The organism is Pseudoalteromonas sp. NZS71 (assembly GCF_015864715.1).
Classification (GTDB): domain Bacteria; phylum Pseudomonadota; class Gammaproteobacteria; order Enterobacterales; family Alteromonadaceae; genus Pseudoalteromonas; species Pseudoalteromonas arctica.
In genome coordinates, this window is sequence record NZ_JADYWS010000027.1 from 51,826 (window position 1) to 71,427 (window position 19,602).

A 19,602-nucleotide genomic window follows, 5' to 3' on the forward strand; every position below is an offset into this window, starting at 1 on the left:
TTAGGTTATCCCCATATACTTGAGTAATCTTTAAAATAAATGAAGTGCGAAGAGAAACTATAATGACGCTTGAGAGAACCGACCGAGTCGAAATCCCAGTCCTTGCACTGCGCGATGTTGTGGTATACCCGCACATGGTGATCCCGCTTTTTGTTGGCCGTGAAAAATCAATAAAATGCCTAGAAGCGGCAATGGACAAAGACAAACAAATTTTCTTGGTTGCACAAAAAGATGCAACTGTAGATGAACCAGAGCAAGATGATATTTATCGTATCGGTACTATTGCCACTGTACTTCAGTTATTAAAATTACCAGACGGTACAGTTAAAGTTTTAGTTGAAGGTACACAGCGCGCACAAATTGAAGAATTTGTAGATAACGATGACTTTTTTGTTGCTAATGCTCAATTTATTGAATCTGATTCGGTAGACGAGAAAGAACAAGATATTTTTATTCGTAGCGCAATTAGCCAGTTTGAAGGCTATGTAAAGCTAAACAAAAAAATTCCACCTGAAGTACTAACTTCAGTTTCAGGTATTGATGAGCCAGCACGCCTTGCCGATACAATGGCAGCTCATATGCCGCTTAAAGTACCTGAAAAGCAAAAAGTGCTAGAAATTTCAAGCGTTACAGAACGTCTTGAATATTTAATGGCATTAATGGAAGGCGAAATAGACTTACTGCAAGTTGAGAAGAAAATTCGTACCCGCGTTAAAAAGCAGATGGAAAAGTCTCAGCGCGAGTATTACCTCAATGAGCAAATGAAAGCCATTCAAAAAGAGCTGGGTGAGCTTGACGATGTACCTGACGAATTTGAAGCACTTAAAAAACGCATCGAAGAATCGGGTATGCCAACAGAAGCACAAGACAAAGCGACGACAGAGCTTAATAAGCTTAAGATGATGTCGCCAATGTCTGCAGAAGCGACTGTAGTGCGTTCATACATTGACACATTAATTAATGTGCCATGGAAAAAACGCTCTAAAGTGAAAAAAGACTTAGCGGGCGCGCAAAAAATTCTTGATAGCGATCACCACGGCTTAGATAAAGTAAAAGAACGCATTATTGAGTACCTCGCGGTACAACAGCGTACTAATAAGCTTAAAGGGCCAATTTTATGTTTAGTTGGGCCACCAGGTGTTGGTAAAACATCACTTGGGCAATCTATAGCGCGTTCAACTGGTCGTAAGTATGTTCGTATGGCGCTTGGCGGCGTACGTGATGAAGCTGAGATCCGTGGTCATCGTCGTACTTATATTGGTTCAATGCCAGGTAAGTTAATTCAAAACATGACAAAAGTGGGCGTTAAAAATCCGTTATTTTTGTTAGATGAAATCGATAAAATGTCATCAGACATGCGTGGCGATCCAGCATCAGCACTATTAGAAGTGCTTGACCCTGAGCAAAATAGCCACTTTGCCGATCATTATCTTGAAGTAGATTACGATTTATCTGATGTTATGTTTGTAGCAACATCAAACAGCTTTAACATTCCTGGCCCATTATTGGACCGTATGGAAGTTATTCGTTTATCGGGTTACACCGAAGATGAAAAGCTAAACATTGCAAAAGAGCACTTAATTACTAAACAAGTAAAACGTAACGGCTTAAAAGAGTCTGAAATAGTTATCGAAGATAGTGCAATTATTGGCATTATTCGTTACTACACACGTGAAGCGGGCGTACGTAACCTAGAGCGCGAAATTTCAAAACTATGCCGTAAAGCAGTTAAAAATATCTTACTTGAAAAAGACACTAAAACAGTGACTATCAATCAAGATAACCTAGAAGACTTTTTAGGTGTGCAACGCTTTGATTATGGTAAAGCTGAAGATGGCGACCGTATTGGTCAAGTTACAGGTTTAGCATGGACAGAAGTTGGCGGTGATTTGCTAACAATCGAATGTGCGGCTGTACCAGGTAAAGGTAAACTTACTTATACCGGTTCACTGGGCGATGTAATGCAAGAGTCGATTCAAGCGGCAATGACGGTAGTACGTAATCGCGCAGATACATTTCGTATTAATAGCGATTTTTACGAAAAACGTGATATTCACGTTCACGTACCAGAGGGCGCAACACCTAAAGATGGTCCTAGTGCGGGCGCAGCAATGGTAACAGGTCTTGTATCTAGCTTAACGGGTAACCCTGTACGAGCAGATGTTGCAATGACCGGTGAAATTACGCTACGTGGTGAAGTACTTCCTATTGGTGGCTTAAAAGAGAAATTATTGGCGGCGCATCGTGGTGGAATTAAAACAGTAATCATTCCAAAAATTAACGAACGTGACTTAAAAGAGATTCCAGAGAATGTGCTGGCAGGTCTTGATATTCACCCAGTTACTTGGATTGACGAGGTGTTAAAGCTTGCTTTAGTGCATCCTGTTGAGAGTTTTTCGGTCGAAACACCTAAAAACCAAGAAAAAAGCTAAAAAAAGTGCTTTTTAGGGCTTTTCAAATCTAAACGGTATGATAAGTTAAGCACTGGTTTTCAAGCCTAGCCCTTATGGGGCGTAGGCTTAAGAAAAATATAATCATGTGAGCATTAAAAGTTTGCTCTACAATTTTCAAAAAAGTGATGTTAGTTTAAAAAACCATCGCTCTTGATAATAACAATGAAAGAGGATGATATTGTGAATAAATCTCAATTAATCGATCAAATCGCAGCTGATGCTGACATTTCTAAAGCGGCTGCAGGTCGTGCACTAGATTCATTCATCGAATCTGTATCTGGCGCGCTAAAAGAAGGCGACTCAGTTGCACTTGTTGGTTTTGGTACTTTCTCAGTACGTGACCGTGCTGCACGTTCAGGCCGTAACCCGCAAACTGGTGAAACAATCCAAATTGCTGCTGCAACTATTCCAGCTTTTAAAGCCGGTAAAGCGCTTAAAGACGCAGTAAACTAATCACTGTTTTAAACACATTAGTTATGGCGAGTGTAAAGTTACTGATTCACCACAACAGATGAATTAAGTAACTTTACCGCCAGTTACTTCAAGTGAAAAAGCGTATCTGGTAAGATACGCTTTTTTTACATGTGACAAGGTAAAATACCTTGATCAAAAAGAGATAAACAAATGCTTGAGAAAATCAGAGAAGGTTCGCAAGGACCTGTAGCCAAAATAATTTTAGGCGCGGTGATTTTATCTTTTGCCTTAGCAGGGATCGGTAGTTACTTAGGTCAAACCACAGAACAACCCGTTGCTGAAGTAAATGGAATTAAAATTAGTCAAACCGATTTTAACCGTGCTTACCAAAATGAACGTAGCCGTTTAGAGCAACAATTTGGTGAATACTTTACACAAATTGCCGCTGATCCAAATTACATGGCGCAAATTCGCCAAGGTGTAGTTGACCGCTTAGTACAACAAGAATTGCAATCACAGCTAGCGGCTGATTTAGGCCTTCGCGTAAGCGACGAAAGTGTACGTAAAACAATTTTAGAGCTACCGTACTTTCAAATTGGTGAAAAGTTTAATAACGATCGTTACTTACAAGTAATTCGTCAAATGAACTTTCAACCAGATGCTTTTCGTGAATACTTACGTAAAGATATGACACGTAGTCAGGTTGTATCAGCTGTTGCAGGTACAGACTTTGCCCTAGAGAGCGAGCTCAAAAGCGCAATTGCTCTACAGCAGCAAACTCGTAGTATTGACTACTTAGTCATTAATAAAGAAGCGCTTGCCGCGGACGTAGAAGTATCAGAGCAAGAAGTGTCTGATTACTACGAGCTAAACGCATCACAATTTTTATCTCCAGAGCTTATTTCAGTAAGTTATATTGAGCTTAAAGCAGCAGATATTAATGTTGAATCGGTAACCGGGGATGACGTTAAAGCGTATTACGAGCAAAACAAAGCGCAGTACATAGAACCTGAAAAACGTCGCGTATCACATATCTTAATTGATAACAGTGAAGACGATGATGCAGCAAAAGAAAAAGCCAATGCACTTCATGCACAACTAGAGCAAGGTGCAGACTTTGCTGAGTTAGCACAATCATCATCTGACGATATCGTTAGTGGCGAAATGGGCGGCGACCTTGAATGGATTGAACGTGACGTAATGGACCCTGCATTTGAAGATGCGACTTTCGCACTGCAAAACAAAGGTGACATTTCTGAGGTTGTTGCTTCTGAGTTTGGTTATCACATAATTAAACTTACAGACATTCAACCACAACAAGTTAAAGCGTATGACGATGTTAAAGCTGACTTACGTGCTGAATTAGAACAAGCTGAAAAAGTAGATGCATTTTACGAAAAGCAAACAGAAATGGGCGCACTTGCATTTGAAATTTCAGACCGCTTAGACGACGCTGCAGAAGTTGCTGAAGTTGAAGTTAAATCTACACCTCTTTTAGCACTTAATGCTCTACCAGAGCCTTTAAACAGCCCTGCAGTTGTAGCAGCACTAACATCAGTTGATTTACTTGAAGATAAAGTAAACTCTGAAGTTATTGAGCTTGGTGAGGAGCATGCAATTATTGTTCGTATTAACGAGCATAAACCTGCTGCTACTAAAGCGCTGGATGAAGTAAGCGAGCAAATTAAAGCGCGTTTAGTTAATGAAAAATCATCTGAGCTTGCTAAAGAAAAAGCGCGTAGCTTATTTGCAGAAGTACAAGCAGGTAAGAGCTTAAACGATGTAGCTAACGAGCAGAGCTTAACACTTCGCCAAGAAGCGCAGTTAACACGTCAAAGCTACACTGTTTCACCTGCTATTGTGACTCAAACATTTAAAATGGCTCACCCAGCAGGTTCTGTGGTAGTTGAGCTTGTTAATTTAAATAATGGTGATGCAGCAATTGTTGCGCTTAAGTCGGTAACAGATGCACAAGTTGCAGCTAATATTGACCCTCAAGCAAAACAAAGCATTACTATGGCGCAAGCTAATAAAAACTACATGGTATTTATTGAAGCGCTTAAAGCAAATGCTGAACTTAACTTACCAACGGCTACACAAACTGTTGAATAATTAATTTTAGCTCATAAAGAAAGGCGCTTTTAAAGCGCCTTTTTTATTGTCTTAAATAAAGTTGGTACATTACCAATTCGCTTAATTAAGTATTATTGCGGATTGGTATTAATTACCTCTGGCAATAAACTCAATTCGATTGCCGCTAGGCTCTCTTATCATCATATGTTGGGTTGGACCTTTACCTAAGTTTTCTGGTGCAAACTCTATAATAATATTATTTTGCATTTTTAAGTGTGTATGTAGCTCGCTTAACTTTTTGATACTTTCTACACTGAGTGCTAAATGGTGTAAGCCCACATTTTCTGCCCGATTAAACTCCACACGTTTTTCATCATTTTTTACGCGCCATAATGTAATGGTTATTTTATTGTTTGATAAAAAATAAGCGGGGTAGGTTGGATCACTTCCTAGCGTTTTAAAACCAAGTACATCAGTAAAAAATGCTTTGGATGCATTTAAGTTTGATACGGTTAAACCTAAATGATCAACGCCACCAACCCAACTTTTAGAGGTAGAGTTTTCGTCAGCTATTGAGGTTGTTGATAGCAGTAGTAACGCTAATGATGAAATGCCTGTGAGTAATGTTTTTTTTAGCATAGATCCTCTTTATGGTTTTAGTTGTTAAATTGCGCATTTAACAAAGACCTTCATAAAGGAGATTACATTACACGCTAGGTTGCGTTTAGCAGCTCAGTAATCGCTGCGTTACTTTTGATTGGGGGTTTTGAAAAACATCTTCAGTAGGGCCGTATTCAACTACTTCGCCTTTATCGAGTACAACCACAAAATCACTGATGTGGCGCACTAGACTTAAATGATGGGTGATCATCACATATGTAAGGCCTGTGTCGCGCTGCAGCTTAAGTAATAAATTCACTATTTGCGCGCGTATAGAAGGGTCTAAAGACGAAACAGCTTCATCAAGCACAATCACCTTAGGATCTAAAATTAATGCACGAGCAAACGCAACACGCTGTAGTTGCCCCACACTAAACATATGCGGGTAGTAGTGTTTATGATCGATTAACAAACCCACCTTTGAAAGCGTTGCATCAATCTTTTCAGTGCGTTCACTAGCATCAAGTTCAGTATTATATTGCAGGCAATCATCAAGCATTTCGCCAATGGTTAACCCCGGGTTGAGCGATGCAGCTGAATCTTGAAAAATCATACGAATATGGCGACATTGATTATCGCGTACGCCATTATCTTCGATAATATTATTCTCGAGCAAAATTTGCCCGCTATCAGCAGTATCAGCTCCAGAAAGTAGTTTTGCTAATGTACTTTTACCTGCACCTGTTTCACCAATTATGGCAATACTTTCGCCTTTACCGACACAAAATGAAATATTTTTAAGTACTTCAAACTTTTTACGTGAAAAAAGCCCAGCTCGCACATTGAATGTTTTTGAAAGCGCTTGTACTTTTAGTAGCGGCTGCATTATTTCATGTCCTTAATTAACGGAAAATGGCACGCATAACTATGACCATGATGCTTAGTAAGAGTGGGAGTTACCACGCAGGCTTTTTGTGCTTGCGGGCAGCGTGGCCCGAGGCGGCAGCCAATAGGCAAATGTTGCAGAGTAGGGATAGTCCCTTTAAGTGCATAAAAAGGTTCTTTATGCGCTAAACCTTGTTCGTAGTCAGGCAAGCTTTTTAGTAATGCTTGCGTGTATGGATGGCGAGGCTGTTTAAATATTTCATGGGTTGGGCCTGCTTCAACCATTTGCCCGCAATATAAAACATGAATGCCATGCGACCAATGTGCAATCTCTTCAAGTTCATGAGAGATCATCAAAATAGACATGTTTTTAAGTTGGTTTAAGCTTTTTAGTAATCTAAATACTTGTGCGCGAGTTGTGCTCTCAAGCGCTGTAGTTGGCTCATCTGCTATCAATAGCTTTGGAGTGCGTGCAATGGCCATTGCAATCATTACTTTTTGACATACGCCTTCTGAGAGCTCATGAGGGTAACTACTTAGTACTGCTTCGTGGTTTTTAATGCCCACTTTATGAATAAGCGCTTTTACTCTGTCTTTTCTCTCGCGGTTGCGCTTTAAAAAGAAACCTTTAGTTGCGATCTCTGGCAATGTTTCGGCAATTTGGTCAAATATTTTAGCGGTTGGGTCAAGGCAGCGACTTGGATCTTGATAGATCATCGCTATATCTTGGCTTACTATTTTACGGCGTTTCTCTGGACTTAAACGCATTAAGTCTACGCCGCGCCAATGAATACGGTCGGCAGTAATGTCCCAGCGTTCGTTCAATACACCAATAATCGCTTTTGCTATTAGGCTTTTACCAGAGCCAGACTCGCCCACAAGCGCATGTACTTCGCCCTCTTTTAAGCTAAAGCTCACTCTGTCTACGGCTCTAATTACAGTTTCAGAGGTACGTAGTTCAATTGTTAAGTTACGAACATCGAGTAATTGCATTTAATCAGCCTTACGTGCTTTTAGCACTTGTCGCAGGCCATCGCCCACTAAATTAGTAGATAACACGGCTAAAAATAACAGCACACCAGGTAGCGCTACAGTCCACGGCGCTAAATAAATAAGGCCTAAGTTTTCGGCTAATATTGCGCCCCATTCGGTCGTTGGTGGCTGAGCCCCTAATTTTAAAAATCCCAGTGCTGAAATATCTAATATAGCGGTAGAAAGCGCCATCGTGAATATAACCACAATATGCTCATAAATATTAGGGAAAATACCGCGCGATATAATATGCCAATTAGACGCACCATCGAGTCTAAACGCAGTAATGTAGTCTTTACTTAATTCATCAACAATCAGGTTACGCACTGAGTGAATAAACTGCGGCAGTAGCGCTAAAATAATTGCCCATACCGTATTCATTAAACCCGGGCCGAGTATGGCGATTATTATTATTGCCAATAACAAAGAAGGAATAGAAAGCGTTATATCAAGTAAGTGATTTAAAAAGCTTGAACGCAGTCCTTTACTAATCCCTGCAAAAGTACCCACTAATACACCAAAAATAGTCGTGATCAGGGCAGCTACGACAGAAAGACCAAATGTATACGTAGCACCATTCATTAAGCGCGAGAGTACATCACGGCCTAAATCATCGGTGCCTAAAATAAAGCGTACATCGCCCATTTCTCGCCACGATGGCGGAATAAGTAGTGCATCGCTATGCTGTTGATTTACACCATAGGGGGCTAAAAAAGGAGCGGTGGCGGCCAATAATGCAAACGCCATAAATATCCATAAACCAACCAAAGCAGGGTGGTTATTTTTAAACTTTCGCCAAAATCGCGCGAGTGGCGATTTATTCGACTCTTCAGAAAATAAATTAAACTTTGCCATGGGCCTGATTCCGCGAGAGTGGATCGAATAAAGTGTAAGTAAGCTCAGCTGTAATAGAAGCTAAAATAACAAATAAAGACACTGCCATTAACCCGCCTTGAATTGCAGGAAAGTCACGCTGATAAATACTATCGATTAACCATCGGCCAATACCCGGCCACGAAAAAATAACTTCGGTAATCATCGCAAGCGTTATTAGCGTACTAAATTGCAAACCAATTTGCTTAATTACCGGCAGTAATGCATTGCGCAGTGCATGGTGCATGATAAGTTGGCGGCGATTAAGGCCTTTTGCCCTAGCTGTTTTAATAAAGTTTTGATCCATTACTTTAAGCATAGACTCGCGAGTAAAGCGCACTAATACAGTGGTTGGATACATAGCCAGTACAATAGTCGGAAGTGTTAAATGGCGCAGCGCATCAACAAAGGCCATTCCTTTATATGGAAAGCCAGCCAGTGCAATATCAATTAAAATAAACCCAGTACTGGCGGGTATTTCGTAAAGGAGCCCCATTCTTCCCGACATAGGAAACCAGCCAAGCTTTAATGAAAAAACCATTATTAATAACAATGCGAGCCAAAATACAGGCATTGAATAACCCACCATAGTGGTAGAGTTTATAAGCTTGTCGGGCCAACGTTTATGATAGCCAGAGCCTAAAATGCCAGTCGGTACACCAATAAAAACCGATACTATTAATGCGTATACGCTTAGCTCTAAAGTAGCCGGTAGCAAATCAACAATATGGCTAAACACACTATTACCAGAAGCAAATGAAAGCCCCCAATCACCCTGAAATATTCGCCCTAAAAAGGCAATGTATTGCATAAAGTAATTGCTGTTATATAAATATTTGTCTTCAAGCTCACTATGCTGTGCAAAGTTACTACTTGGTATGCCGCTTAAATTACTTAGCGGATCACCGGGAAATAAATACGCCAGTGAAAACGTAAATACGCTGAGCATCAGTATCATAAAAAAGAACAAACCAAGGCGACGTAAAATATAATCTAAGATCATTATTTTTTCCTCGCATTGGCAAGCGAAATAGCGCCAAACGGGCCAAGTGTTATGCCTTCCACATCGGCGCTACTCGCTTGAAAGCGCAGGCCATGAGCAATCGGTAATAACGGCAGCTCTTGAATAATTAAGCTTTGTGCGTCTTCGTAGTATTTTTTACGTTTGTTTAAATCAGTGGTGTCTAGTGCTTGAGTAAGCAATAAGTCAAATTGGGGATTACACCAGTTTGCTGGGTTTTTACCACTAAAAGTAGCGGTACAACTCAGTAGTGGGCTAAAAAAGTTATCAGGATCGGGTGTATCTGCGGCCCAACCAAGTAATACACTGTCGTGCCTATGCTCGCCAATACGTTGAATAAACGTGTTCCACTCATATTCTACAATGCTTACATTAACGCCCACTTTGCGTAAATCACTTTGCATAAGCTCAGCCATTTTTCGCGCGTTAGGGTTATAAATACGACTCACAGGCATAGCCCATATCGTCATATCAAAGCCATCAGGTAAGCCTGCTTCAATAAGTAACTTTTTAGCAAGTTCTGGATCAAACGTAGGTATATCTTCTTGTGGCTCAAACGCCCAAGAGGTTGGCGGCAAAATAGATTGTGCGCGAGTACCGTTACCGTAATAAACCGCCTGCATTATTTTATCTACATCTATTGCGTGTGCGAGTGCTTGGCGTACGCGTAAGTCGTCAAACGGGGCACGTTCTGTATTAAACGCCCAATAACCTATGTTTAAGTTCGTTTCTTTTTCAACGTTTATATCATCACGTTGCGCTAAAATACTCAATTGCGCACTACTTGGATGAGCCGTTACATCGCACTCTTTAGTCAGCATTTTTGCTATACGCGTAGTGCCGTTAGGGGTTATGTCGTAAACCAATTGTTCAAGTGCAACGTCGTGCTTCCAGTAAAGTGGATTACGGTAAAAGCGTACAAGGTGATCTCGGCGGTATTCTTTGTAAATATACGGGCCGGTGCCAATAGGGTACTGATCAAATAAGTTTTCTTGGTTTTTTTTCTTAAGTTCCATGGCGTATTCTTCTGAAAGTACCACGGCAAAGTCGGTGGCCATATTAGCTAAAAAGCTGCTTTCAGGATTAAACAATTCAAAACGCACTTGGTAGTCAGACACGCGCACAATTTTACGAATAAGTTGATCAATCCCCACACTTTGAAAATACGGGTAATTGGCATCGCCCACAAAGTGATATGGATTGTATACATCGAATAATCGGCTAAAGGTGAATATAACGTCGTCGGCGTTAAAATCCCGCGATGGGGTAAAATAAGAAGTTGTATGAAACTTTACATCTTTACGCAAGGTAAAGGTAACCGATTTACCATCTTTACTAATTTTCCAATCGGTCGCTAACTCACTTTGAAATTCTGCCGTAACAGGGTCAATGCTAATTAAACGGTCGTATAATTGGTTAGCAATTATATCAATAGTTGAACCGGTGGTCGTGACTTGCGGATTAAACGACACAGGGTTAGCTTCAGCGCAATAAACTAAGCCTTGGTTTTTTTCTTCTATGATTTCTTCTTTGCTATCAAGGCAACCAACTAAAGTGGTGGCAAGCAAAACAAGTAATAATTTATGCACCCGCATAACCTCTGACTATTGTTGATCCAACAAGTTGTATTTTTTAAGATAACCACGTAATTGATGATACGTTAAACCAAGTACTTCTGCAGTTTTCTTTTGATTAAATTGGCTATGTTCGAGCGCTTTATTAATCATGTTTATTTCAAAGTCGTTTGAGCGCTCTTTTAAGCTGCACGGAAATTGAATATCGACGGCGATATTACTGCTTGTTTGAGTAATCGGCGGCGCAACAACAATAGGCTCGGCATTAACAGTTTGAGCCGCTATAGGTGCTTTAATGCGCGCTTTTGGTCTAAATGGGCTATCGAATGGGTCTAAAATAATCTGGTGAACGGGGATATGTTCACTACCGTGGCGATACAAACTGCGTTCAACCACATTTTTAAGTTCACGAATATTACCAGGCCAATCATAACTAAGCAGTGTTTCTGTTGCGCTTCGGGTAAAACCGCTAAACAGTTCCCACTCTAAATCGCGTGCCATATTCATCGCAAACTGCTCAGCAAGAAGCATAATATCGTCTTGGCGTTCGCGCAGTGGCGGCAGGGTAATTACATCAAAGGCAAGGCGATCGAGTAAGTCACTTCTAAATTCACCTTGCTCAGCTAAATAAGGGAGGTCTTCGTTTGTGGCACACACTAAGCGTGTATCTACTTTTACAGTTTGTTTGCCGCCAACACGTTCAAACTCACCGTATTCTATAACGCGCAGCAGTTTTTCTTGTACCATAGCTGAGGTATTAGCTAATTCATCTAAAAACAGTGTGCCGCTGTTAGCGCGTTCAAAACGACCTTCGTGGCGTTTGCTTGCCCCCGTAAAAGCACCGCTTTCGTGGCCAAACAATTCACTTTCGAGTAAGTTTTCGTTAAGTGCTGCACAGTTAAGTTTTACGTAGTTTTGATCCCAACGCTTTGATAAAAAGTGTAAGCGTGCTGCTATTAGCTCTTTACCTGTGCCGCGTTCACCAATAATAAGTACCGGTTTATCTAAATTAGCCAGTTGCGATACCTGATCTAATACAGACAGAAAGCTATCTGATTGGCCGAGTAAATTATCCTGTTGGCGATATTGGCTCATATTTCCTAACTCTTGGTCATTTTTACTAACAGTTAGTGTATTTCATAAGTCGGGATAACTAAAGAAATTTGTATATTTAGTTTAACGTAATGAAAATAAAGTGTATTTTAACTTTTAAAAAGTTGGCAAGCATATTGATACTAGTTATAGCAGACTAACTAAGTTTTAATTACAGAGGTAAATGTTATGGGAATTTTTTCACGTTTTGCAGATATTGTTAATTCTAATATCAACGCCATTTTAGATAAAGCAGAAGACCCAGAAAAAATGGTTCGTCTGATTATTCAAGAAATGGAAGACACGCTTGTTGAAGTACGTTCTACATCAGCTAAAACATTGGCTGAGAAAAAAGAAATTGTACGCCGCTTAGATACGCTTAAAGCACAGGTAAGCGATTGGCAAGATAAAGCCGAACTGGCTTTAAGTAAAGACCGCGACGATTTAGCGCGCTCAGCCCTACTTGAAAAGCAAAAGTCGGCAGATGCCGTTGCTTCAGTAGCGAGTGAACTTGAACATGTAGAGTCTCATATCGAGAAATTACAGCAAGAAGTAACGACACTACAAGAAAAGCTAGCAGATGCGAAATCTCGTCAAAAGGCAATTATACTTCGCCAACGTTCGGCTGAGTCGCGCCTTGAAGTGAAAAAGACACTTGATAGCTCAAAAGTAGAAGACGCACTTAATCGCTTTGAACGTTACGAAACTAAAATTGATGGACTAGAATCTCAAATTGAGTCTTACGATTTAGGTAAAAAGACGTTAGCAGACGAAATTGCTAATCTACAAAAAAATGAAAAGATAGATGATGAGCTAGCCGAACTTAAAAAGAAGCTAGCTGATAAATAATTACATATAAAAATATATGGGGCCCATGTGCCCCAGCTTAAAAACATCAAAACGGATTGTCAGGAGAGGATTATGTTTGATCCAGAGATATTAGTTGCACCATTTATCTTGTTTATGATTTTTGTTGCTCCACTGTGGCTAATTTTGCACTACCGTAGCAAAAAGCAAGTAAGCCAAGGTTTAAGTGAACACGAACATCGTCAATTACTTGAGCTTGCGCAAAAGGCAGAAAAAATGGCCGACCGCTTAGAAACACTTGAAGCATTGCTTGATCAAGAGTCACCACAATGGAGACGCAAAGTATGAGTGCCAAACGCGAATTATTAAGAGACCCACAACGCGGTAAAATAGCCGGAGTATGTGCGGGATTAAGTGACTACTTTAATATGGAGTTATGGTTAGTTCGCATTATATTTGTTAGTGCGGTACTGCTAACGGGTGGCCCATTATTTGTGGTAGCGTATATTGCAGCCTGGTTCATTTTAGATAAAAAAGAGCCCGCAACAGTGCAAACTAAAAGCTCAACTAAACATGACGATCCGCTAGAAGTAAAATTTAAAGTATGGCAAAAAGGCGAGCCACCGCGCCGCGCATTGCAAGATTTAAAAGAGCGTTTAACGCGTGTAGATACTCGCCTTCAAGATATGGAGCGCCATGTAACTTCAAGCGAGTTTACGGTGAGCCGTGAAATTAACAAACTTTAAAGGATTTAATAGCACCTTATTTGCAGCGTGATAAATTACGGCAAATTAGGTGCAAGACACTTTATGAGCCAATCATTTGCAAAAAAGACCTTTAAAAGTATTAAAGGCAAAGCACAAAAAGCCCTTCATCGCAGTTTAGACCAACACGTAAAACTTGCCGTAACTGGCCTAAGTGGTAGTGGTAAAACAGCCTTTATTACCGCGCTTGTTAAACACTTAACAACCCAAGCGGACGATAAAAACTTACCTTTTTTTGATGTAATGCGCGAGCACCGCCATGTGGCCACTAAAGTTGTGCCGCAAGAGGCGTTAAAAGTTCCTACGTTTAATTATACGCGCGCGCTAAATTCATTATTACCCAGCGATGGGATGCCTACATGGCCTGCATCAACCGAGCGGATTAATACGCTGCGCTTGGCAATAAAGTATCAAAGTAACGCAGGGTTGCGCGGCCACTTTTCGCCGCAATCAACGCTTTATTTAGATATTATTGACTACCCGGGTGAATGGCTCCTTGATTTACCTATGCTTGAGCAAAGCTATGCTCAATGGTGCGAGCAGCAATACCCGTTATTAACTCAGCCTTCGCGCGTAAAGACATCAAGTGATTTTTTAATGGCCGTTAAGCAACTTGACTTAAACGCTCCCGTTGATGAAAACGCACTTGCTCATATTGCTCAGCTTTATCAAAGCATGTTAGTCGGGCTTAAAAAAGACACCAAACTTGCCATGTTACAACCTGGGCGCATGCTAATGCCTGGCGACTTACAAGGCGCGCCATTGTTATTGTTTTTTCCGGTATCGGGTGAAGTAAATAGTGACGATGTTGTTGCGGGTTCTAATTTAGCGCATTTAATTAAGCGCTTTAACGCTTATATAAAAGAAGTTGTAAAACCATTTTATAATGAGCACTTTAGACACTTCGATCGCCAAATCGTACTTGTAGATGTACTTAGTGCGCTAAACGAAGGGCACGAAACACTCCAAGAGCAAAGCTGTGTAATAAACCAATTACTCGCACACTTTAATTACGGTGAGTCAGGCTTTTTTAAACGTTTATTTAAGCCCAACATAGACAAAATATTATTTGCAGCTAATAAATCAGATCACATAAGTGCTAAGCACCATAAAGATTTAGCACTGCTACTTGATTCGCTCGTGCATGAGCAAAGCAATCATTTAAAGTTTGATGGTGTAAAAATAGAAACCATGGCTATGTCGTCAATTACAGCAACGCAGCCGCGCCAAATTGCCGACAAAGGCCAAACGCTTGACTGCATTTACGGTAAACCATTACACGAGCCTGATTGGCTTACGTATTTACCGCCGCAACCTCCCTCGCGGATGCTTAATAAAAGTGAGTGGCCAGCACAGGGATTTGAGTTTTTATCGTTCTCTCCAATGCCGAGCCCCGATAAACAACTAAAACATATTCGATTAGATCATGTCATGCAGTACCTGCTAGGAGACAAATTAACATGAGTGAGTCAAACCAACCATTTCAAGCAGGGCGTCGCATAGATACGCAAAGCATTGAGCAAAACGAACCCGTTTTAGCACCTGCAAAAATTATTCAGCACGGACAAAGTGATTACGAAGAACTTGAAGATGAAGCACTAGAGCCAGAAATAGATCTAGAACCTGTGTACAAAAAGTCAAAGTGGCAAACGCTTAAAGGTGTTTTTGCTATTAGTTTTATAGTACTGGTGCTTTTAGAGTTTGCGTACTCGTTAGTATTTGCTTTCGAGCAGTCAATTATTTTAGGCAGCGTTTATTTAACCGCGGTTGTAAGTGGCGTGCTGCTAATAGGGCGCTTATTGTGGCGAGAGTACCGAATGCTGCGCAGTTTAAAGCGTAACCAATTGCACCGAGTTGAAGCCGACAGGCTTTTAAACAGCGAGCAAGTAGGCGGTGCATTACCTTGGCTTGAAAAGCTCAATAAACACCAGGAGCTTGATAATTTTGAAACCTTTAAAAACCAAGTAGCGATGCATCACAGCGACAAAGAAATAATGACGCTGTACGCCAATAGTTTATTAATAACCCAAGACACCAAAGCTAAAAAGCTTATAAATCGTTTTGCGACTGAATCTGCACTGCTAGTTGCCCTAAGCCCACTTGCGCTGGTGGATATGATGGCTGTGCTTTGGCGCGGTACTAAGTTAATAGAACAAATTGGTAAAATTTACGGCATTGGTTTTGGCTACGCGAGCCGTATAAAGTTATACCGTATGCTGATAAAACAAGTGATGTTTGTAGGCAGTGCTGAGCTTGTATCTGACCTTGCTGCAACTGCACTAAGTGCTGAGCTTTTAGGTAAGCTTTCGGGGCGGGCTGCGCAAGGTGTCAGTGCCGGTATTTTTACAGCGCGTATTGGTTACAAAGCAATGGAGCTTAGTCGCCCATTACCAAGGCTTGAAAACAAACGCAGCTTGTTAAAAGGCACTGTGCAAAGCATCGCAGGTAAAATTATGAGCCGTAAAAAGGCGGAACCAACACACTAGGGTCTGTTGAACTTTCTAGGTTAAATTTGCAGCAGTCTGTTTGGTATTTAGGCAAGGCAGAGCCTATGTAGTGTGGTTATTCCCCATAAATGGGTGATAACGTAGCATTAATGCCAAACATGCGCTGCCCAAAGGGTTCTTCCTAGGGGCTATTTACTCTTTGTTGCTCGGCTTTTACTTAGCCCACTAGGTTACAAACCTCGCGCCGCGATTAAATAGCCCCTAGTTTGAACAAATTTTAATCCGCAAAGATCAACAGACCCTAGATTAGCAGTGGCAATATTTGTGTACAAACGTGCGCTGCACGGTTTTTACACAAATAGCCATCTGAGCATCCGGCATGCTTGCTGTTTGTAAGCGCATACGTTTTGATTGTTGAATCGCAAAAACATAATAATCAAAAAATGAGCCTACAATGAGCAAGCATCATATAAACACCCAGTGTATTCACGGACCACAAAAAGCAAACGACCCGCACGGCGCACTCACTTCTCCTTTGTATCAAACCTCTACCTTTCATTTTGAAAATGCCGCACAAGGTGCTGCGCGTTTTGCAGGCGACGAACCTGGCTATATTTATACGCGTTTAGGAAACCCTACAACCACAGAACTTGAACAAAAAGTTGCTCAACTCGAGAGTTGTGAAGCAGCAGCTGCAACCGCAACGGGTATGGGGGCTGTATCTGCCTCAGTACTGAGCTTTTTATCGCAAGGAGATCACCTTGTTGCTTCAAGTGCTTTGTATGGTTGTACCTTTGCGTTTTTCTCGCATATGTTGCCGCGCTGGGGAATCGAAGTCACTTTTGTTGATATGACCAACGAGAACGAACTACGCGCTGCCATCAAACCTAATTCAAAAATGATATTTGTAGAAACGCCAATCAACCCCACTATGGCGGTGATTGATTTGGCACTCATTGGCGCAGTTGCTAAAGAGCACAACTTAATTAGTGTGGTCGACAACACCTTTTTAACGCCGCTACTGCAATCGCCCAAAAAATACGGTATCGACATAATAATGCACAGTGCGACCAAGTACTTAAACGGCCACGGAGACGTAGTCGCCGGTATTGTATGTGGATCGCTTGAGCACATAACACACATTAAAATGACCGTACTAAAAGACATTGGTGCAACTATAAGCCCGCACGATGCATGGCTAATTAATCGAGGCCTAAAAACACTCGCTATTAGAATAGAGCGCCATTGTCAAAGCGCACAAACAATAGCCGAATATCTAGAAGCGCACCCACAAGTAAGCACCGTATATTACCCGGGGCTTAAATCGCACCCAGGTTATAAGTTTATTGGTAATCAAATGAAAGCCGCTGGTGGTGTTATTGCGTTTGAAATAAAAGGCACGCTACAAGATGGCGCACAATTTATTGATAGTATGAAACTTTGTACACTTGCAGTAAGCCTTGGCGACGCTGAAACACTGATTCAGCATCCTGCATCTATGACTCACTCGCCTTATACGCCAGAGGAGCGAGCCGCCGCTGGAATAAGTGATGGGCTGATCAGACTCTCGGTTGGGCTTGAAGATGTTAACGACATTATTAGTGATTTAAACCAAGCTTTTACTAAAATTGGTTAGGTGTAATTAATTGTATACACATAAAAACAAGCTACAGGCCTTTATTTAAAGGTCTGTATTTTTAGTGTGCCACAGGTGTAATTTTAACTTTACGATTAAGGTGATCACGCCAAATACTGATATTAGCCTGTCTATTAAACTTTTCTTCACTTTTGCATAGTATGGGGTCATTCGATATTCAATAGGTTTGAGTATCACACTGACACCGATTTAGGGCTCACACCCAAGAAGGTACTTATGGCTAAAGCAAGTAAATACACATCCAAAACACCAGACGAAAATGGTGTTATACACTGGAGTGATGAAGAAAATAAAATTTGGTCTGAGCTTGTAGCGCGCCAACTTGCATGCATTGAAGGCAAAGCCTGCAACGAGTACATGCAAGGGTTAAAAAAGATTAACCTGCCGCACGATCGTATCCCGCAGTTAAGCGAACTAAACGAAGTGTTACTAGCCACTACCGGTTGGCAAGTTGCACCAGTACCTGCGCTTATCGACTTTGATGAGTTTTTTAGATTACTGGCAAACAAGCAGTTTCCGGTAGCTACATTTATTCGTAGCCGCGAAGAATTTGACTACCTACAAGAGCCAGATATTTTTCATGAAATATTTGGCCATTGCGCCATGCTAACTAACCCTGACTTTGCCGAGTTTACGCATAAGTACGGGCAATTAGGTTACGCAGCGCAGAAAAAAGACCGTGTATACCTTGCGCGTATATACTGGTTTACGGTTGAATTTGGTTTAATGCAAACCGAAGATGGCCTGCGTATTTACGGCGGTGGTATTTTATCAAGCCCAGGTGAAACTCAGTACGTATACTCTAATACGCCAGAAATCAGCCCAATGAATGTGCTTGATGTACTGCGTACTCCGTACCGTATTGATATTATGCAACCACAGTACTACACCATAAATTCGATTCATGATCTGTTTGATATATCGCAAATGGATATTATGACTTTGGTTGAGCGAGCTAAAGAGCTTGGTTTGCACGACCCAAAATTTCCACCCAAAGAAAAATTAGCCAGTTAAACATTAATGCTAAAAAAGCTAAAAGTAAGGATTTAGAATGTCTTCATTAAGTGCACAAAAATGCGAAGCCTGTCATGTAGATGCGCCAAAAGTATCTGACGAAGAGTTAGCACAATTAATTACTAAAATCCCAGACTGGGTACCAGAAGTACGCGACGGCATTATGCAGCTAGAGCGTGTTTATAAATTTAAAAACTTCAAACAGGCTATCGCATTTACTAACAAAGTAGGCGACATGGCAGAAGACGAAGGCCATCACCCTGGTTTATTAACCGAGTGGGGCAAAGTAACGGTTACATGGTGGAGCCATTCAATTAAAGGCCTACACAAAAACGACTTTATTTGCGCAGCTAAAACAGACGACGTATTTAACGCGCTGTAAACCACACTAATTGAGCAAACCAACAAAAGCACTTATTTTATAAGTGCTTTTTTATTCGTTTAATGGAAGTGTTTAGTTGTCAGCTATCAGTGACGAGCTCATTGTTAATTTTACTTATAGTTTTATAAGGTATTTATTAATCTCATTACTGTATTCGATTTTATATACATCTGTAGCTGAATTTGGATTTTCAGTCCAGAATGTCACTAATTCTAAAAATTCGTTATTATTGTCATCGAGATTTTGATAATCAATTAACATACCATCTTCTGGAACCTCTATAATCCTTACAGAACTTGGGTACCTTATTCCATACTTTAATTTTTCATTACCTTCTTCTTTTATTATGCTAAAGAAAATACCCTTTTCTTTATACGTTTGCGGTATGTAAATTACTTTCCCTGCCAGGTAAAGACAATCGTCTATAGTAATACCAACCTAGATTCAAATTGTAAGTGCATAACTTGTTTTGGCTAGATTAAGTGGTCAGTTGCTCATAAGCTAACTGCTTTTT

Annotated in this window: 18 protein-coding genes; 11 read left to right on the forward strand and 7 right to left on the reverse strand. The window is 40.8% G+C overall.

Translation table 11 applies throughout. The features are described from left to right. Positions 1-62: 62 nt before the first annotated feature. The 3 genes from lon to I6E85_RS16550 all read left to right on the forward strand — a co-directional run bounded on the left by lon (position 63) and on the right by I6E85_RS16550 (position 4,979). The gene (gene lon / locus I6E85_RS16540) at positions 63-2,432 is read left to right on the forward strand and encodes an endopeptidase La (RefSeq protein WP_024590979.1); all 2,370 of its coding nucleotides are present in this window, start codon (positions 63-65) and stop codon (positions 2,430-2,432) included. A 183-nt stretch (positions 2,433-2,615) separates the two neighbouring features. Then, a complete protein-coding gene (locus I6E85_RS16545) occupies positions 2,616-2,906 on the forward strand; it encodes an HU family DNA-binding protein (RefSeq protein ID WP_157823336.1) in 291 nt (96 codons plus the stop codon). A gap of 171 nt (positions 2,907-3,077) precedes the next feature. Then, positions 3,078-4,979 carry a SurA N-terminal domain-containing protein gene (locus I6E85_RS16550; protein WP_024590980.1) on the forward strand — a complete coding sequence of 634 codons (1,902 nt, stop codon included), beginning with the start codon at positions 3,078-3,080 and terminating at the stop codon, positions 4,977-4,979. Positions 4,980-5,087: 108 nt separating this feature from the next. On the opposite strand, the gene I6E85_RS16555 is transcribed toward I6E85_RS16550, so the two are convergent. From I6E85_RS16555 to pspF, 7 genes are all read right to left on the reverse strand, one after another. After that, complete coding sequence (locus tag I6E85_RS16555; RefSeq protein ID WP_024590981.1) at positions 5,088-5,579, reverse strand: VOC family protein; 492 nt, start codon at positions 5,577-5,579, stop codon at positions 5,088-5,090. 85 nt (positions 5,580-5,664) lie between these two features. Beyond that, the gene (locus I6E85_RS16560) at positions 5,665-6,426 is read right to left on the reverse strand and encodes an ABC transporter ATP-binding protein (RefSeq protein ID WP_024590982.1); all 762 of its coding nucleotides are present in this window, start codon (positions 6,424-6,426) and stop codon (positions 5,665-5,667) included. After that, the gene (locus I6E85_RS16565; protein ID WP_007580952.1) at positions 6,426-7,418 is read right to left on the reverse strand and encodes an oligopeptide/dipeptide ABC transporter ATP-binding protein; all 993 of its coding nucleotides are present in this window, start codon (positions 7,416-7,418) and stop codon (positions 6,426-6,428) included. Before I6E85_RS16565 ends, I6E85_RS16560 begins: the two co-directional genes overlap by 1 nt. Further along, on the reverse strand, positions 7,419-8,312 hold the full coding sequence (locus I6E85_RS16570; protein WP_024600105.1) for an ABC transporter permease subunit: 894 nt from the start codon (positions 8,310-8,312) through the stop codon (positions 7,419-7,421). After that, positions 8,299-9,333 carry an ABC transporter permease subunit gene (locus I6E85_RS16575; protein ID WP_101163095.1) on the reverse strand — a complete coding sequence of 345 codons (1,035 nt, stop codon included), beginning with the start codon at positions 9,331-9,333 and terminating at the stop codon, positions 8,299-8,301. The genes I6E85_RS16570 and I6E85_RS16575 overlap by 14 nt, the downstream gene beginning before the upstream one ends. Continuing rightward, positions 9,333-10,940 carry an ABC transporter substrate-binding protein gene (locus tag I6E85_RS16580; RefSeq protein WP_024607851.1) on the reverse strand — a complete coding sequence of 536 codons (1,608 nt, stop codon included), beginning with the start codon at positions 10,938-10,940 and terminating at the stop codon, positions 9,333-9,335. Before I6E85_RS16580 ends, I6E85_RS16575 begins: the two co-directional genes overlap by 1 nt. Before the next feature lie 15 nt (positions 10,941-10,955). Next, a complete protein-coding gene (gene pspF / locus I6E85_RS16585; RefSeq protein WP_101163096.1) occupies positions 10,956-12,020 on the reverse strand; it encodes a phage shock protein operon transcriptional activator in 1,065 nt (354 codons plus the stop codon). Positions 12,021-12,206: 186 nt separating this feature from the next. Between pspF and pspA the strand changes: the two genes are divergently transcribed. The 8 genes from pspA (at position 12,207) to I6E85_RS16625 (ending at position 19,088) form a co-directional block, all read left to right on the forward strand. Then, positions 12,207-12,866 carry a phage shock protein PspA gene (pspA, locus tag I6E85_RS16590; RefSeq protein WP_002958333.1) on the forward strand — a complete coding sequence of 220 codons (660 nt, stop codon included), beginning with the start codon at positions 12,207-12,209 and terminating at the stop codon, positions 12,864-12,866. 72 nt (positions 12,867-12,938) lie between these two features. Beyond that, positions 12,939-13,172, forward strand: a complete 234-nt coding sequence (gene pspB, locus I6E85_RS16595; protein WP_024590985.1) for an envelope stress response membrane protein PspB — start codon at positions 12,939-12,941, stop codon at positions 13,170-13,172. Then, positions 13,169-13,570 (forward strand): envelope stress response membrane protein PspC, encoded by a 402-nt coding sequence (gene pspC, locus I6E85_RS16600; protein ID WP_197237153.1) that lies wholly within the window; start codon positions 13,169-13,171, stop codon positions 13,568-13,570. Before pspB ends, pspC begins: the two co-directional genes overlap by 4 nt. Before the next feature lie 63 nt (positions 13,571-13,633). After that, positions 13,634-15,052: a YcjX family protein gene (locus I6E85_RS16605; protein WP_197237154.1), complete on the forward strand. Its 1,419-nt coding sequence runs from the start codon at positions 13,634-13,636 to the stop codon at positions 15,050-15,052. Continuing rightward, entirely contained in the window at positions 15,049-16,074 is a 1,026-nt protein-coding gene (locus I6E85_RS16610; protein ID WP_008134762.1) for a TIGR01620 family protein, read from the forward strand. Before I6E85_RS16605 ends, I6E85_RS16610 begins: the two co-directional genes overlap by 4 nt. A gap of 415 nt (positions 16,075-16,489) precedes the next feature. Then, the gene (gene megL / locus I6E85_RS16615) at positions 16,490-17,671 is read left to right on the forward strand and encodes a methionine gamma-lyase (protein WP_197237155.1); all 1,182 of its coding nucleotides are present in this window, start codon (positions 16,490-16,492) and stop codon (positions 17,669-17,671) included. Positions 17,672-17,908: 237 nt separating this feature from the next. Beyond that, positions 17,909-18,706, forward strand: a complete 798-nt coding sequence (gene phhA / locus I6E85_RS16620) for a phenylalanine 4-monooxygenase (RefSeq protein ID WP_002958327.1) — start codon at positions 17,909-17,911, stop codon at positions 18,704-18,706. A 37-nt stretch (positions 18,707-18,743) separates the two neighbouring features. Next, positions 18,744-19,088, forward strand: a complete 345-nt coding sequence (locus I6E85_RS16625) for a 4a-hydroxytetrahydrobiopterin dehydratase (RefSeq protein WP_002958326.1) — start codon at positions 18,744-18,746, stop codon at positions 19,086-19,088. The last annotated feature ends 514 nt before the right edge of the window (positions 19,089-19,602 follow it).